Consider the following 15,594-nt stretch of genomic DNA (forward strand, 5'->3'; position numbering starts at 1 on the left):
TTTCTTTCATTTTGCCTGCCGCTTTCCTGATTTCTTAAGCGGTTGCAGCAACCATGCGTAAATTCTGGAAAGCCGCTCGCAGCGTGATGATTTGCCTGTCGCCGCGGCTCCGGTCTTTAGCGCACGATGCCGCAAGGTAGAACAAGGAGGGAAACATGCGCAGATGGCTGATAGCGGCAGCGTTATGGATGGCGGCGGCAAGCCCAATGGCGGCCTGCCCGGCGTGGTCTTTGCAACGCGCGGAGCAGGAGATAGGCCACCTCAGTCGGCAAATTGCCGACTGGAAAGAGGCCTACTGGCAGCAGGGAAGCAGCGGGGTCAGCGACGAGGTCTACGACATGCTCTCGGTCCGGTTGGCGCAGTGGCGGCGCTGCTTCGGTGAGAAGGCGCCGCCTGGAGACGAGCTGCCGCCGCCACGCGGCGAAGTCAAGCATCCTATCGCGCATACCGGCGTGCGCAAACTGCCTGATGCCACGAGCGTTGGCCGCTGGATGCGCGATAAAACCGACCTGTGGGTACAACCGAAAGTCGACGGTGTCGCGGTGACGCTGGTTTATCGCGGCGGTAGGTTTATACGGGCGATTAGCCGCGGCGACGGTCTGGCGGGTGAAGACTGGACGGCAAAAGTGCGCCAGATCCCCGGCGTACCGCTGACCACCTCCGGGACGCTGGCGAATAGCGTTCTGCAGGGCGAGATTTTTCAGCGGCGAGAGGGGCATATACAAAAGGGGATGGGCGGTATGAATTCACGGGCGAGAGTGGCCGGGATACTGATGCGCAAAGCACCGTCGGCGGCGTTGAGCACGCTGGGGGTGTTTATCTGGGCCTGGCCTGATGGCCCGGCCCGGATGTCTACCCGTCTGGCGCTGCTTGCTGACGGTGGGTTTCCTGTAGCGCAGCGCTATTCCCATCCGGTTAAAGATTGGCAGCAGGCTGCCGCCTGGCGGGAGCGCTGGTTTACCTCGCCGCTGCCCTTTGTCACCGACGGTATCGTAATCCGTACCCAGAGAGAACCCGCCGGTGACGGTTGGCTTCCCGGACAGGGGTTCTGGGTGGCGGCCTGGAAATATCAGCCAGTTTCACAAGTGGCGGAAGTGAGCACAATCCAGTTTGCCATCGGGCGTAGCGGTAAAATAACTGTTGTGGCGCATCTACAACCGATAAAGCTGGACGACAAGCTCGTGCGGCGGGTCAATGTCGGTTCGGTGGCCCGCTGGCGGCAGTTAGATCTCGCCCCAGGCGATCAGATCCTGGTGAGCCTTGCGGGGCAAGGGATCCCGCGGCTGGATGATGTAGTATGGCGTGGCCTGAACAGAACGAAGCCGTTGGTGCCTGATACTCGCTATCACTCTCTTACCTGTTTTGAAAACTCCGATGAATGCCGGGAGCAGTTCATCGCGCGATTGGTTTGGATAAGCTCCGAGCAAGGATTAGGCATTGATAGCCTGGGAGAAGCAGGATGGAGACAGCTTGCTCAGTCGCGCCATTTCCAACATATCTTCTCCTGGCTTGAGTTGACGGTGTCGCAGTTGGAAAACATTCCTGGCTTAACGGCAACCCGCGCAGAGCAACTTTGGCATCGCTTTGCACTAACACGGCGCGCACCCTTTCATCGATGGATAAGCGCGCTTGGTGTGCCGCTTCCGCGCGCTGCCATGCGGGTCTTAAAAGATAATTCATGGCGGCTAATTGAGAAGCGTGATGTCACGAGCTGGCAAACGTTACCCGGCGTTGGGCCAAAGAATGCTCAACGGCTTGTTGAGTTTATTCACCATCCGGTCATCAAGTCGATAGTGCTAAAACTTGGTCAACTGGAGGTGGACGGTTTTTCGTAATCTATAGCGAATTTCTTTTTACTTTACGCCATGGGGTCTTTTGGTCCGGTGCGCTGAATGTATTGCGTAACTGGTCATAATTGAATATATGCCGTCCGCCGTCCATGACCGAAATTTGCGATTCGGGTTGATAGCACTTCTCGAGGAGAGAATCACAATTTTCGATACCGGTGCTGATACCTAACCAACTTAACATCAGGGCGTAGTTGTTGGTGGTTGGCCAGCGTTCGTTTACCCAGCCAATACGTCGTTTCTGGTTGGCCAGGGCGCTTTGGCTATACCAAATGAACTGTGGCACGTCATAAGCCTCTTTACTGGGATTACGGGAACCGTGCATATACAGTGAAGCCAGATCGGGATTTTTTTCCAGACCATGGTCGGAAAAATAAATTAGAGAAGAGGCGCTATTTTGTATGCGCTTAACGACTTCGCCGATAAAAGAGTCGGTGAATCGGATGGCGTTATTGTAGCAATCCTCGTATTTATCACCGGTATTGAGAATTGCGGCGGACTGTGGATATCGGTCGCAGGCCATTTCATGGCTACCGTTAATATGTAAAAAAATGACTTTTTTGCCCGGCACTTTTAATGCTTCATCCAGCGCGGGAAGCAGGTCACTATCGTATTGGGTATGTATCCATTGATGCTTTTCGCTGGTTGAGGCGATCGCCACAATATAGTTATTACTTTTTCCTGAGTTGCCCTGCGCACTGATCCACTCGGTATAAAAGCCGGATTGCCGGGAAATATTCACGATATTATCGGCCATCGAGTCGGCGGTAAAGTTATCCGGGTCGGCCTTACTGAGGACCATAGGTACAGCAAGTACCGTGGCGGAGGCAGGCGCGATAGCGTGTTTAAAAATAAGCGCGTTTTGGGTAAATGCGCTGGCAACCGGTGTCGTTTGCTGGGAGAAACCGTAGAGCTGCATGTTACTTCTGCGTGCGGACTCGCCAACAATGACAACATAAGTGTCGATGCCCGTATCATGTGCCTGTAGCGCAGGATAGTGAGGCGTTGACTGCGTAATGTGTTCGGCTAGTGAATTATCGCGATCGGCGATGACGAATTCAGAAGCAGTATACAACGGAGTGTTAACCAGAATTCGCGAACTAAGCGGGTAATAAACCTCTAAATCCTGGTTCTTTTTGATGATGCTGGAGATGGAGAAATAGCCCATAAAGAGCGCGAGTAGAATAACGCTGATACCTTTGGTTCGCGTTGATAGCTTCTCGCTGAGCAACTTCACCGCCCACCAGGTAATCACGAAGTAGAAAGCCGCTATTGGCAGAATATAGAGGTACAAACCGGCTATGCTTTTCGCTTCAGAATAATTAGTTGCCAAAATACTCATGGCGAAAACGGTATTGAACTCGCTTTTGTAGATATCCCAGGTACTGAAAGCGATGGCGAAATTAAGCGTCAGGGCGCTGGTTAACAAAAAGAGAATGACTTTCCCGGATGTATAGCGATAAATCCACGACACGCTTAGTAACAAAAGCGTGTTGCAGATGGCGATGCGCAATGCAAATCGGATGGGCTGCGTGAAAAAAACAGGCCAGAGCTGGATGAGGATAGATATCGCCAATAAGGCGATAAAGTGCCCAGAAAATTTTCTGTTGATGGTCAGAGCAAGGCTTTTAGCAAATGACATTAGTGCTTAACATGGGCTTTAGTGAAATAAGGTCGGTATTATAAGTCTTTTCTGATTGTTGGTGGGGGCTATATGTGCCCTCCAGTCAATTAGTGTGACCCATGTCGGTAATAAAAAACCGGTAGACCTAATTTTAAACGTATAGCCAGCAGCCGGGTGGTAAAGCCAAACAGAAGCGTTGTGATAACCACCACGTCATGGTCGCTTATGTAATGCTGTAAGGCGATGTACAGAATAGCTGCGGCAAAAGAGATGCCAGCGTACAGCTCTTTCTGAAACACCAGCGGGATACGTTTACAGAACATATCGCGCAGCACGCCGCCAAAGACGCCGGTGATCACGGCGGCAATAGACGCGATTATCGGCCCTTCGCCCATATCCAGCGCGATTTGCGCGCCAATAATCGAGAACACAATCAGACCCAGGGCATCCAGCACCAGAAACAGGCGGCGCAGGTGTGGCATTACCGGCGCGGCGATAGTCGTGAGGACGGCGGCTACCGCCACAATAATGACGTATTCCGGATGCTTCACCCAACCGAGCGGATAATGGCCGAGAAGGATATCGCGTACAGAACCCCCGCCGAGCGCGGTAGCGGTGGCGATAATAATCACCCCAAAGGTGTCCATACGGCGACGCCCGGCTGCTAAAGCGCCAGTCATCGCTTCCGCCGTAATACCAATCAGATAAAGAACATGAAGCAGCATAAATCCCCCACAATGATGGGCAAAGGGTAGCGATTTGTGCGGCAGATCACGATTGAGTTTTTCTAAAGCGAGCTCATTTACATGAAAAAATCTAATGCAAAAATGAAGGGGTAGTCCCCTTATATGGGATTATGTATATTTTTCTTTTTTAAAAGTGATAAGAAAAAATAATGCTGGCCCGTAAGGCGAGCCAGCAGGAGAGGACATTACTCGATATTCTGAATCTGCTCGCGCATCTGCTCGATCAGCACCTTCAGCTCGATCGCTGAATTGGTTACGTCGGCATTGATGGATTTTGACGCCAGAGTATTCGACTCGCGGTTGAACTCCTGCATCATGAAGTCGAGGCGGCGACCCACGGCTTCTTTCTTCTTCAGAATGTTGTAGGTCTCTTTAACGTGCGCTTCCAGGCGATCGAGCTCTTCGGCGACGTCGATACGCTGAGCCATCAACACCAGCTCTTGCTCGAGACGGTTGTTTTCCAGCTGCACTTCGGCGTCTTCAAGCTTGGCGACCAGGCGCTCGCGCTGCCACTGCAGGATTTCCGGCATATGGGCGCGGACTTTGCTGACTTCGGCGCTGACGCCTTCCAGGCGTTGTTCGATCAGCGTTTTCAGTGCCTGACCTTCGGTTTCACGGGCGACGATAAAGTCGTCCAGCGCGCCGTTCAGGGCGTTGAGGATTTCAGCGGCAATCGCATCAAGGTCCTGTTCTTGCGCCGCCATCACTCCAGGCCAGCGCAGGATATCAACCGGGTTGATCTCGCCTTCATCGCTCTGCATTTTTACCCAGTTCGCGGCGTTCACCAGCTGCTTCGCCAGGTTCTCATTGAGGATCAGTTCACCCTGGGCGCTGGGATCCTGCTCAAAACGCAGGGTACATTCGATTTTGCCGCGAGTCAGACGAGAGCGGATGCGCTCGCGAACCACGGGTTCCAGGCTCCGGAACTGTTCCGGCAGGCGGAAGTAGGTTTCCAGATAGCGTTGGTTTACCGAGCGCAGTTCCCACGCGGCGCTGCCCCAGTCACCCTTGATTTCACGCCGGGCATAGGCGGTCATACTGCGGATCATAGACGTTCCTGTTTTCGTAATAATGAATGCAACGATTATAGCTATGCGAGCGATGACTTAACAGGAATAGTGATGACATTCCTGGATGACGATTGTTTAAAGGGGTGTAGTTACCATATATTTTAAAATTTTAACGAATTAATCATAAAGATATGTGATTTGGAAATGCTTGTAGTATTGAATTATTGCGAACTACTGTAGTTAATGTTTTATATTATTTAATGTGGATATAAAATCCAGATAACTCTATATAAGTTGTTTTACTGATAGAAAAGCCATTCGGGACGGCGAACTCGTGTTAAATATAACTCCGGAAAATGGACTTATGTACAATCTTGAAGCATCACATATGTTTTTTTGAATTTTATACGATGAGTGTATTAACTTTACCATTGTTTATATTATTACCGTGAATATTACGACTCCAATTATATCTAGTGATTTTATATTGGCACTTTTTAATTTTTGGCGGTATTACCTTGCCCGACAGAAAGATCGCTAGTATAGTCGTTTTAACTAGTATAGCCGTTTTAAATGAGTTCTATAAAAAGGATTTTAATATGGACGCTATGTTGGACAGAGTCATTAGAGAGTTTTTCCCTAATACAAATGTTCCATCCTGGAAAAAATTGGTTTTCAGAGTCGCATTTGGCAGTAAGGCATTTTCTCGTTTAACGGATGACGAGCAGTTAGTTAATAAAAATGGAGTGCCATGGGTCAGTTCTATCATTGATTTTTTTAAAGTGCGATGTGAAACGGAACTCTCTGATTTTAATAATATACCCCGGAACGGTGCTACGGTTATTATTTCAAATCATCCTACGGTTTTGGATGGTCTTGCCTTAATACATACTGTCTCCAGGGTCAGGAAAGATATAAAAATAGTGGCTAACCACATTTTGCCAATGATATTCCCACAAGTATCAGAACTTACCATTGGCATTAAGAATATGGCAGGTAAAATGAGCCATAAGAAATTCAGAGAGATGAACGAGCACCTGAGGAATGGCGGCGTATTGATTATTTTTCCTGCAGGTAAGCTGGCTAACTGGTCTCTTTCTGGATTGCAGGAACATAAGTGGAACCCAGGGTTTTTACAGCTGGCGATGAGAAATAATGCAGCGCTGGTACCTGTTCATATTACAGGATCAAACAGCAAAACTTATTATTTTACTGCAACAGTCTGGCGGCAACTGTCAAATATAATGATTATTCGTGAAGCTTTACGCCACCATGATAAGACCATGAAAATCAATGTAGGGCAGCAAATATCCTTATCTTCGTTTAAACGATATAATAAAGATCTTTCTGCTGCGGCAAGTGTATGCTTGATGCATCTCCAGAGCATGGGGAAGAATGGACCCGCGCTTGTCGATACAATTTCGCCACAAGAATTAATAGAAAGCAGAGAGAGTTTAATAAGTACCATAGAAAAATGCGAAGTTTTAAGACAGTTTAATGATGGCAAAAAATTATTGATATATCGCCAAAATACTAGCGGTACCTCACCCATTATTGATGAATTAGGGCGCTTACGCGAAAGTTGTTATCGTGATATTGGCGCAGGGTCCGGTAAAGATAGAGATAACGATATTTTTGATGAAAGCTATTACCATATCATTTTGTGGGATCCTTCTGATGTTGAAATATTGGGCGCGTATCGTCTAATACCCGTTGGTGAGCAGTTAGCGCGACATGGGATTACAGGCCTCTACAGCAACAGTCTGTTTAAATATCATGATAGTGCATATTGCTGTTTAGAAAAGTGTGTGGAAATAGGTCGTGGCTTTATCCAGAAGCCCTATCAAAAAAGTAATGTACTCGATTATTTATGGCGAGGGATATTTGATTTTATAAAAAGATATCCTGACTATAAGTATTTGTTAGGTGTATTGACCATTCCCGGGTCTTTTCCTGAAGATGTGCAAAAACTCATTGTGTCATTTTATAATATATATTTTTCTACCTCAATTGACTTTTGTACGCCAATAGAATTATTTACTGCAGAAGATACGCAAAGTGATAGTCCTTTTTCCGGAAAAGATTTTAGAGATGACTGGTGTGTGCTTAACCATCTACTGAGAGAAAAAGGTTATGAACTACCATGGCCTTTTAAACAGAGTGCTAAGTGGTTTTCTCCAGGTGGGTCGTCGATCATGTCATTCACAAAAGATAACTCTTTTAACTCGATAGCAGGATTAAACCTGAGTGCTATTGATAAACTGAATGAAATATACTTTAAACACTATTTAAAAGAGTAAGCTGACGACGACGTTCAGGTTCTGGATGATAGCAATTCAATTTCAAACTTCAGTAATGAAAAAATTATATGCGTACGGATGCGTTTTAATGCAAAAGCCAGTAAATATATTTTTTGTGTTGATAGCTATGCTGATGATAACGGGGTGTGATAACAAACCAGATAACATTCTATCTGGTTATTCACATGGCGATTTTGTATATCTCTCTTATTCTGGTAATGAAAAAATAGAACGGCTCTTGATTAATAAAGGAGATAATGTAACAACAGGACAGGAGTTAGTTAAGATGGAGTCCTTTGATACTCAAAACATTCTTCTGCGGGCTGAGGAAAAACTTTCAGCAGAGAGCGCATTGTTACGAAATTTAGAGTCGGGAGAACGGCCCGAAGAGCTAGATATTATACGTGCCCAGATTAAAAAAGCACGATCGGCAGAATCCCAGGTAAAACGCCAGCTTGGGCGGTATCGTAATCTTTATGCCAGCCATGCTATATCGCTAGCGGAATGGGAGGATATCAGGGATGAGTTAACGCAAAAAGGCGCGCAGGTCGAAGAGTTAATTAATCAACTCAAAGCGCGGCAATTGCCTGCTCGTCAGGATGAAATTAGCCAACAGCTCTCGTTGGTGGCTGTGGCAAAACACGAACGTGATAAGGCGCTTTGGGATGTTCAGCAAACGACTATTGTTTCTCCGGTAAATGCCAAAGTTTTTGATATCATTTATCGTGCCGGGGAGCGCCCCTCCTCGGGTAAATCAATAATCAGTCTGTTACCTCCTGATAATGTAAAAGTACGCTTCTTTATACCCGAAGCGATGCTCGGTAAATTTAAAGTTGGAGATAAGGTAAGGCTTAAATGCGATGGTTGCGCAGAGCCTATACCTGGAGTTATTAATTATATCAGTCCTGAAGCAGAATTTACGCCGCCGGTAATTTATAGTACGAAACGCCGTGAGAAGCTCATTTTTATGGCTGAGGCGATTCCCGCACCGAACCAGGCTGAGCGGATGAAAATCGGCCAGCCGTTTGATGTGGAGATTATTTCGGATGAATAATCTTTGTATTGATGTACGAAATCTCAATAAACATTTTGGCGAGCATCATGTTGTAAAGGATTTCTCCCTTCAGGTGGAAAAAGGCGAGATTTATGGTTTCCTTGGCCCGAACGGTAGCGGAAAAACGACATCGATTCGTATGATGTGTGGGTTGATTACGCCAGATTCAGGAGAAGGCACTTGTCTGGGGATGGACATCTTTACTCAGCGGGAAAAAATAAAAAAGAATATAGGTTACATGACCCAGTATTTCTCAATGTGGGGAAATTTAACCATCCGGGAAAACTTACTTTTTATTTCGCGGTTATATAGCCTCGACCAGCGTAAAGCCCGAGTTGAACGTGCGCTTGAAGAGTTAGGTCTCACTACCCGACAGCACCAACTGGCTAAGGAGCTTTCTGGCGGCTGGAAGCAAAGAATGGCCCTCGCCGCTTGCATGTTGCATGAACCTGTTTTGCTGTTTTTGGATGAACCCACCGCTGGCGTGGATCCAAAGGCGCGGCGGGAGTTCTGGCAAATGTTGCACCAGCTATCTGACAGGGGGATCTCGATCCTGGTTAGCACCCATTATATGGATGAGGCCGAGCGCTGTCATAAGGTTGCCTATCTGTCTTATGGCCGCCTACTGGCAAATGGCACTATTGCGTCTATTATTGCGTCCCAGAATCTTATCACCATGCGAACGGGCGGCGCCGGTCTGACGGTGCTTGAAAACCAGCTACAGCGCTTGCCGGATATTGAGCAAACGGTCATTTTTGGCAATCAGCTTTATATTACTTCCAGAGATGAAGCGAAGTTAAAATCCACTCTTTTTGCATTTACACAACAGGGCTATGAGTTCTGCCGGGTTGAAACCAATCTGGAAGATGCATTTACCTACTTGATGAAAAATGATCGTGAAAAAAATTAATTTAAGCTTCTCCTTAACTCGTTTAATTGGTGTGATTATTAAGGAAATCCACGAATTACGTCGCGATAAAGTCAGTATCAGTATGGTGCTCCTGACACCTATTTTTCAGCTGATCATACTTGGTTATGCCATCAACATGGACCCACATAATCTTCCTACCGCATTATTAAATTACGATACCGAAAGGATGAGTCAGATATTTGTGACGGAAGCACAAAATACAGGGTATTTTTCGATGATTCCCGTCGATTCTGAAGAGGCGGCGCAGAAAGCGTTTGTTCGGGGGGATGTTACCTTTATTGTGACTATTCCTGAGGGATTTACACGCAAGATGCTTCGTGGAGAAAAGCCTCAACTACTCATTCAAGGGGATGCTATCGATCCGATAACCACGGGGAATGCGCTAAGCGCACTTGTGCAGGTTGCGAAATCGATGTTTCAGAAAGATTTGCCGGGTAATATGCGTATAGCGCAAAAAGAGGATGATTTCGAGCTTATTATCCATCGAATGTTTAACCCGGAGGGGATTACTCAGTTTAATACTATACCAGGTATTATGGGGTCGATACTCAGCACAACATTGATTCTGATGACAGCCCTGTCTATTACCCGTGAACGAGAAAATGGTGCGTTAGAAAATTTACTAGTTTCTCCGTTGTCCGGGCTTGAGGTCATTATTGGGAAGATAACACCTTTTGTTATCATTGGCCTGTTTCAGGCGACGTTAATCCTGATTGCCGCCGTTCTGTTGTTCGATATTCCCCTTTACGGTAGCGTTTTCCTGCTGTTTTTTGTGTTGTTAATTTATGTCTTTCTTTGCCTTTCAATTGGCATTGGTATTTCTGGAATGGCACAAAACCAACTGCAGGCGCTGCAAATGTCGTCATTTTATTTTATCCCTTCAATTATGCTTTCCGGTTTTATCAGTCCTTTTATTAGTATGCCTGATTGGGCGAAAGCCATTGGCTCTTGTTTACCGCTGACCTATTTCATCCGACTGGTTAAGGGCATCATGCTGAAAGGATATTCTGCGACGGCATTATTACCCGATCTTTTGCCGCTGATCGGTCTGGCAGTGATTGTGATTGGCGTGGGGTTGAAATCTTATCGTAAAACGCTGGACTAACATTATGTGCTCGCCCGGCAGGTGTTGGCATAGGCTTTTCGCCATGAAATTCGTATAATGCGCCCTCACATTCGTTTCAAGCCGGAGAGTAATCATGCGTCCAGCAGGCCGTAGCGCTAATCAGGTGCGTCCAGTAACCCTGACCCGTAACTATACAAAACATGCTGAAGGCTCCGTGCTGGTCGAATTTGGCGACACCAAAGTGCTGTGCACTGCCTCCATCGACGAAGGCGTACCGCGCTTCCTGAAAGGTCAGGGCCAGGGCTGGATCACCGCCGAATATGGCATGCTGCCGCGCTCCACCCATACCCGTAACGCTCGCGAAGCCGCAAAAGGCAAGCAGGGCGGCCGCACGATGGAAATTCAGCGTTTGATTGCCCGCGCGCTGCGCGCTGCGGTGGATCTTAAAGCGCTGGGCGAGTTCACCATTACGCTCGATTGCGATGTGCTGCAGGCCGATGGCGGTACCCGTACCGCGTCCATTACCGGCGCCTGCGTTGCGCTGGCCGATGCGCTGAACAAACTGGTTGCTGCCGGTAAACTCAAAACCAACCCAATGAAGGGAATGGTGGCCGCCGTTTCCGTTGGTATCGTTAATGGCGAAGCCATTTGCGATCTGGAGTACGTGGAAGATTCCGCCGCGGAAACCGATATGAATGTGGTAATGACCGAAGACGGTCGCATCATTGAGGTGCAGGGCACGGCGGAAGGCGAGCCGTTCACCCATGAAGAGCTCCTCACTCTCCTGGCGTTAGCGCGAGGGGGAATCGAATCTATTATTGCGACGCAGAAAGCGGCGTTAGAAAATTAATGATTAAGGCGACTGATAAGTCGCCTTTTTTTTGCGCTTTATCCCTCATTACACCTGCGAAGGATAGGGCGCGTAGTCCGACAATGATGACAGTACTAAAAGGAGCGAATCCATGAAGCCGTATCAGCGCCAGTTTATTGAGTTTGCGCTTAGCAAGCAGGTTCTTAAGTTTGGCGAATTTACGCTGAAATCCGGGCGTAAGAGCCCCTATTTCTTCAACGCCGGCCTGTTTAATACCGGGCGCGATCTGGCTCTGCTGGGCCGTTTCTACGCCGAGGCGCTGGTGGATTCCGGGATCGAGTTCGACCTGCTGTTCGGCCCGGCCTATAAAGGCATCCCAATCGCCACCACTACCGCCGTCGCACTGGCTGAACATCATGACCGTGACCTGCCGTACTGCTTCAACCGTAAAGAAGCGAAGACCCACGGTGAAGGCGGCAACCTGGTCGGTAGCCCGCTACAGGGCCGCGTGATGCTGGTGGACGACGTGATTACCGCCGGTACCGCAATTCGTGAATCAATGGAAATTATTCAGGCTAATGGCGCTGAGTTGGCCGGCGTGCTGATCTCGCTTGACCGCCAGGAACGCGGCCGCGGCGAGATCTCCGCGATTCAGGAGGTGGAACGTGATTATGGCTGCAAAGTGATTTCTATCGTCACTCTGAAAGATCTTATCGCCTATCTGGAAGAAAAGCCTGAGATGGCTGAGCATTTGGCATCGGTACGCGCTTACCGCGAAGCCTACGGCGTCTGATGCAGAAACCGGCAGCCTGGCTGCCGGTATAGCCAGAGCACGCTGAGAAGGTGAATGATGAGCCATGCAGCCTTGCGGCTGCATATTGAGATTTACTGCAGTTGCGCGGCGACCAGCGGCCAGCGGGCATCGAAATCATCCGTAGGGCGGTACTTGAACTCGCTACGCACAAAACGCGACAGCATGCCTTCGCAAAATGCCAGCAGCTGGCTTGCCAGTAGCGTCTCGTCGAGGGTGTAGCCTTCTCCCTCACGCATTTTCTTTTCACGCATCACCTGACGCAATTGAACTTCGATACGTTCAAATAGCTGGTTGATACGACCCTGCAGACGGTCCTGTTCGAACATTAAGGCGTGGCCGGTGAGGATACGCGTCAGCCCAGGATTACGCTCGCCAAACCCAAGAATCAGCAGAACAATCAGGCGCAGACGAGCCGTAGTGTCCTTTTCATCTTTCAAAATCAAATTGATGCGCGTAATCAGACTGTCTTCAATGAACTCGATCAGGCTGTCAAACATGCGGGTTTTACTGGGAAAATGACGGTATAACGCCGCTTCGGAAACACCGACGGAGGCCGCCAGTTTCGCCGTGGTAATACGTTGACTACCATCGCTGGATTCAAGCATCAGCGCCAGAGACTGAAGTATTTCTTCGCGACGATTCCTTTTCGCAGTTTGTTTTTCTGCCATGTTTTAAAATACCCCTGAAAATAAGCACTTGTCAGGCAGGCATCCACAAAGCGACCGCAAACCTTAGTTTGCGGTGATGTTATTGCATTATGCGCTTTGGGATGCGGGTTCCGTATAGCCGGGCTTATTTGCGCCCTGAGTGGCCGAAGCCGCCTTCGCCGCGGTCGGTGGCGTCAAATTCTTCCACCAGATTAAACTCCGCCTGTACCACCGGCACAAAGACCATCTGCGCGATGCGCTCGCCCGGCTCGATAGTAAAGCTCTGCTGGCCGCGGTTCCAGACGGACACCATCAGCTGGCCCTGGTAGTCGGAGTCGATAAGTCCGACCAGGTTGCCCAGCACGACGCCATGTTTATGGCCCAGGCCGGAACGCGGCAGAATCACCGCCGCCAGAGACGGATCGGCGATATGAATCGCAAGGCCAGTCGGCAGCAGGGTGGTTGCGCCCGGCGCCAGCTCTACGGCGTCGTCAAGACAGGCACGCAGGTCAAGTCCGGCTGAGCCGGAGGTGGCATAGGTTGGCAACGGAAATTGCTTGCCAACACGCGGGTCCAGAATCTTAACGTCGATTTTTTTCATCATAACGGGTAACGATCTCGTCGAGTAATAATTGGCCCAGGAATTCCTTGCGCTCAAGTGGTAAGCGCTTATCCCCATCCTGCCAGAAAAGGTGTAATGCGTTGTTATCGCTATTAAAACCTTGATTTGGCTGAGAAACATCATTGGCGCAAATCAGGTCGAGATTTTTACGGGCACGTTTTTGCCGGGCGTATTCTTCCACATTATTTGTTTCGGCGGCAAATCCAACAACGTACGGGCGGTTGTTTTTTAGTGCAGCAACCCCGGCAACGATGTCCGGGTTTTTGACCATTTTTATTGTTAATTCATCGCCTTGCTTTTTTATTTTCTCGTCGGCGACGATTGCTGCGCGGTAGTCGGCAACGGCGGCGCAGCCGATGAAAATATGCTGCTGCTGCGCACCGTTTTGCACCGCAGCTTCCATTTCCAGCGCGGTGCCAACATCGATGCGTTGCACAAACGGCGGCGTCGGCAGCGATACCGGGCCGCTAACCAGCGTGACGTTCGCACCGCGTTGTGCGGCGGCGGCGGCAATCGCGAAGCCCATTTTGCCGGAGCTATGGTTGGTGATGTAGCGCACTGGGTCCAGCGGCTCGCGGGTTGGGCCCGCGGTAATCATGATGTTGAGATGTTGCAAATCTTTGACAGGCGAGAAATGCTGCGCCGCCATCTCCACGATAGTGAGCGGATCGAGCATGCGGCCCGGGCCAACGTCACCGCAGGCCTGGCTGCCGCTATCCGGGCCCCATACCAATAGGCCGCGTGAGGCAATAGTGGCAAGGTTGTGCTGGGTGGCGGCGGCGCGATACATCTGTTGGTTCATCGCTGGAACGACGACCACCGGCGAGGGCGTAGCCAGGCAAATCGTGGAGACCAGATCGTTCGCCATACCGGCGGCGACGCGGGCGATTAAATCGGCGGTTGCCGGGGCAAGGATAACCAGATCGGCCCACTTGCCCAGTTCAATATGGCCCATTGCCGCTTCGGCAGCCGGATCCAGCAGGCTATCGGAGACCGGATAACCGGAAACCGCCTGCAGGCTCAACGGGGTAATAAAGGCCTTGGCGGCTTCCGTCATGGCGACGCGTACATCGGCGCCGCGTTCTCGCAGTCGGCGCACCAGTTCCGGCGTTTTATAGGCGGCGATGCCTCCGCTCACGCCAAGAACGATTTTTTTACCAGCCAGACTCATCATGATTTTGTCCTGTTGAAATACACCAGAATCCGCGCATCTTATCACAATCCCGGTGGCATCGTGCGTATGCCGGACACTCACTTTGCGAGGGGCTACGCAGGCCTTGAAATCACCGGTCGGCAGCGCGAAAAGGGTATGCCAGGATGGGCGAGGAACGGGAAAGGAGACAGGGTAATGGATATACAGGAATCATTGATGCCGCGGGAAAAAATGCTGCGCGACGGTATTGAAACGTTGAGCGACGTTGAGTTGCTGGCGCTGTTTTTGCGTACCGGCACGCGTACCCAGGATGTGCTGACTTTTTCACACAGCTTGCTACAGCGCTTCGGTTCGCTGTACGGGCTGTTATCGGCTGAGATAGAACAATTTGCAGATATCGACGGTATCGGCATTGCGAAATATGCGCAACTTAAAGGTATTGCCGAGCTGGCGCGGCGTTATTTTAGCCTGCGGATGAGAGAGGAACCGTCGCTGGTCACGCCGCTCATGACGCGAGAATTTTTACAAAGCCAGCTCGCCGATGAAGAGCGGGAGATCTTTATGGCGATCTTTTTAGATAATCAGAACCGGGTATTGAAACATAGCCGCCTTTTTTCTGGTACTCTTAGCCACGTAGAGGTGCATCCGCGAGAAATTGTACGCGAAGCAATCAAAGTGAACGCCGCCGCGGTGATCCTTGCCCATAATCATCCTTCAGGTAGTCCTGAACCGAGTAAGTCGGATAAGTTGATGACCGACAGGGTGGTTAAGTGTTGTAGATTCATGGAGATACGCGTGCTTGATCATCTGATTATTGGCCGCGGCGCGTACGTCTCTTTTGCCGAACGTGGCTGGATTTAGCCCCGATCATGCGATCTATCGGGATCTTTGTCTGTTCGGGACTTGAGCACACCGCCGAGTCAGCGTATACTACGCCACCTTTGAGAATCTCGGGTTTGGCATTTGGGC

At 49.6% G+C, this 15,594-nt stretch carries 14 protein-coding genes; 8 read left to right on the forward strand and 6 right to left on the reverse strand.

What is annotated here, in order from left to right; genetic code table 11:
• Positions 1–155: 155 nt before the first annotated feature.
• Positions 156–1,835: an NAD-dependent DNA ligase LigB gene (gene ligB, locus ABLU80_RS10725; RefSeq protein WP_213796179.1), complete on the forward strand. Its 1,680-nt coding sequence runs from the start codon at positions 156–158 to the stop codon at positions 1,833–1,835.
• Between the two features lies 1 nt (position 1,836).
• Here ligB and ABLU80_RS10730 read toward each other — a convergent pair whose 3' ends face one another.
• From ABLU80_RS10730 to ABLU80_RS10740, 3 genes are all read right to left on the reverse strand, one after another.
• Entirely contained in the window at positions 1,837–3,489 is a 1,653-nt protein-coding gene (locus ABLU80_RS10730) for a phosphoethanolamine transferase (protein WP_213796180.1), read from the reverse strand.
• An 89-nt stretch (positions 3,490–3,578) separates the two neighbouring features.
• A complete protein-coding gene (locus tag ABLU80_RS10735) occupies positions 3,579–4,196 on the reverse strand; it encodes a trimeric intracellular cation channel family protein (protein WP_015369147.1) in 618 nt (205 codons plus the stop codon).
• Between the two features lie 206 nt (positions 4,197–4,402).
• The gene (locus ABLU80_RS10740; RefSeq protein WP_015369148.1) at positions 4,403–5,266 is read right to left on the reverse strand and encodes a YicC/YloC family endoribonuclease; all 864 of its coding nucleotides are present in this window, start codon (positions 5,264–5,266) and stop codon (positions 4,403–4,405) included.
• Between the two features lie 560 nt (positions 5,267–5,826).
• Between ABLU80_RS10740 and ABLU80_RS10745 the strand changes: the two genes are divergently transcribed.
• The 6 genes from ABLU80_RS10745 (at position 5,827) to pyrE (ending at position 12,182) form a co-directional block, all read left to right on the forward strand.
• Complete coding sequence (locus ABLU80_RS10745) at positions 5,827–7,527, forward strand: lysophospholipid acyltransferase family protein (protein ID WP_285178334.1); 1,701 nt, start codon at positions 5,827–5,829, stop codon at positions 7,525–7,527.
• 88 nt (positions 7,528–7,615) lie between these two features.
• On the forward strand, positions 7,616–8,581 hold the full coding sequence (locus ABLU80_RS10750; protein WP_063446525.1) for an HlyD family efflux transporter periplasmic adaptor subunit: 966 nt from the start codon (positions 7,616–7,618) through the stop codon (positions 8,579–8,581).
• Entirely contained in the window at positions 8,574–9,491 is a 918-nt protein-coding gene (locus tag ABLU80_RS10755; RefSeq protein ID WP_213796183.1) for an ABC transporter ATP-binding protein, read from the forward strand. Before ABLU80_RS10750 ends, ABLU80_RS10755 begins: the two co-directional genes overlap by 8 nt.
• Positions 9,478–10,617, forward strand: coding sequence for an ABC transporter permease (locus ABLU80_RS10760; protein ID WP_313902841.1), 1,140 nt, complete (start codon positions 9,478–9,480; stop codon positions 10,615–10,617). The genes ABLU80_RS10755 and ABLU80_RS10760 overlap by 14 nt, the downstream gene beginning before the upstream one ends.
• A gap of 94 nt (positions 10,618–10,711) precedes the next feature.
• Positions 10,712–11,428 carry a ribonuclease PH gene (rph, locus tag ABLU80_RS10765; protein ID WP_015369149.1) on the forward strand — a complete coding sequence of 239 codons (717 nt, stop codon included), beginning with the start codon at positions 10,712–10,714 and terminating at the stop codon, positions 11,426–11,428.
• 112 nt (positions 11,429–11,540) lie between these two features.
• Positions 11,541–12,182: an orotate phosphoribosyltransferase gene (pyrE, locus tag ABLU80_RS10770; protein WP_015703811.1), complete on the forward strand. Its 642-nt coding sequence runs from the start codon at positions 11,541–11,543 to the stop codon at positions 12,180–12,182.
• A gap of 92 nt (positions 12,183–12,274) precedes the next feature.
• On the opposite strand, the gene slmA is transcribed toward pyrE, so the two are convergent.
• The 3 genes from slmA to coaBC form a co-directional block, all read right to left on the reverse strand.
• The gene (slmA, locus tag ABLU80_RS10775; protein ID WP_015369151.1) at positions 12,275–12,871 is read right to left on the reverse strand and encodes a nucleoid occlusion factor SlmA; all 597 of its coding nucleotides are present in this window, start codon (positions 12,869–12,871) and stop codon (positions 12,275–12,277) included.
• Positions 12,872–12,995: 124 nt separating this feature from the next.
• A complete protein-coding gene (gene dut / locus ABLU80_RS10780; RefSeq protein ID WP_020077682.1) occupies positions 12,996–13,454 on the reverse strand; it encodes a dUTP diphosphatase in 459 nt (152 codons plus the stop codon).
• Positions 13,432–14,643 (reverse strand): bifunctional phosphopantothenoylcysteine decarboxylase/phosphopantothenate--cysteine ligase CoaBC, encoded by a 1,212-nt coding sequence (gene coaBC / locus ABLU80_RS10785; protein ID WP_072205744.1) that lies wholly within the window; start codon positions 14,641–14,643, stop codon positions 13,432–13,434. Before coaBC ends, dut begins: the two co-directional genes overlap by 23 nt.
• Before the next feature lie 177 nt (positions 14,644–14,820).
• Between coaBC and radC the strand changes: the two genes are divergently transcribed.
• Positions 14,821–15,486 carry a DNA repair protein RadC gene (radC, locus tag ABLU80_RS10790; protein WP_015369154.1) on the forward strand — a complete coding sequence of 222 codons (666 nt, stop codon included), beginning with the start codon at positions 14,821–14,823 and terminating at the stop codon, positions 15,484–15,486.
• Positions 15,487–15,594 lie beyond the last annotated feature (108 nt).

Origin of the sequence: Klebsiella sp. CN_Kp104, assembly GCF_040064515.1 — a bacterium.
Classification (GTDB): Bacteria; Pseudomonadota; Gammaproteobacteria; order Enterobacterales; family Enterobacteriaceae; genus Klebsiella; species Klebsiella aerogenes.

Bases quoted from the DNA above. Each gene is read 5' to 3' on its own strand.
- ligB (WP_213796179.1), top strand. From the start codon at position 156: ATGCGCAGATGGCTGATAGCGGCAGCGTTATGGATGGCGGCGGCAAGC.
- ABLU80_RS10730 (WP_213796180.1), bottom strand. From the start codon at position 3,489: ATGTCATTTGCTAAAAGCCTTGCTCTGACCATCAACAGAAAATTTTCT.
- ABLU80_RS10735 (WP_015369147.1), bottom strand. From the start codon at position 4,196: ATGCTGCTTCATGTTCTTTATCTGATTGGTATTACGGCGGAAGCGATG.
- ABLU80_RS10740 (WP_015369148.1), bottom strand. From the start codon at position 5,266: ATGATCCGCAGTATGACCGCCTATGCCCGGCGTGAAATCAAGGGTGAC.
- ABLU80_RS10745 (WP_285178334.1), top strand. From the start codon at position 5,827: ATGGACGCTATGTTGGACAGAGTCATTAGAGAGTTTTTCCCTAATACA.
- ABLU80_RS10750 (WP_063446525.1), top strand. From the start codon at position 7,616: ATGCAAAAGCCAGTAAATATATTTTTTGTGTTGATAGCTATGCTGATG.
- ABLU80_RS10755 (WP_213796183.1), top strand. From the start codon at position 8,574: ATGAATAATCTTTGTATTGATGTACGAAATCTCAATAAACATTTTGGC.
- rph (WP_015369149.1), top strand. From the start codon at position 10,712: ATGCGTCCAGCAGGCCGTAGCGCTAATCAGGTGCGTCCAGTAACCCTG.
- pyrE (WP_015703811.1), top strand. From the start codon at position 11,541: ATGAAGCCGTATCAGCGCCAGTTTATTGAGTTTGCGCTTAGCAAGCAG.
- slmA (WP_015369151.1), bottom strand. From the start codon at position 12,871: ATGGCAGAAAAACAAACTGCGAAAAGGAATCGTCGCGAAGAAATACTT.
- dut (WP_020077682.1), bottom strand. From the start codon at position 13,454: ATGATGAAAAAAATCGACGTTAAGATTCTGGACCCGCGTGTTGGCAAG.
- coaBC (WP_072205744.1), bottom strand. From the start codon at position 14,643: ATGAGTCTGGCTGGTAAAAAAATCGTTCTTGGCGTGAGCGGAGGCATC.
- radC (WP_015369154.1), top strand. From the start codon at position 14,821: ATGGATATACAGGAATCATTGATGCCGCGGGAAAAAATGCTGCGCGAC.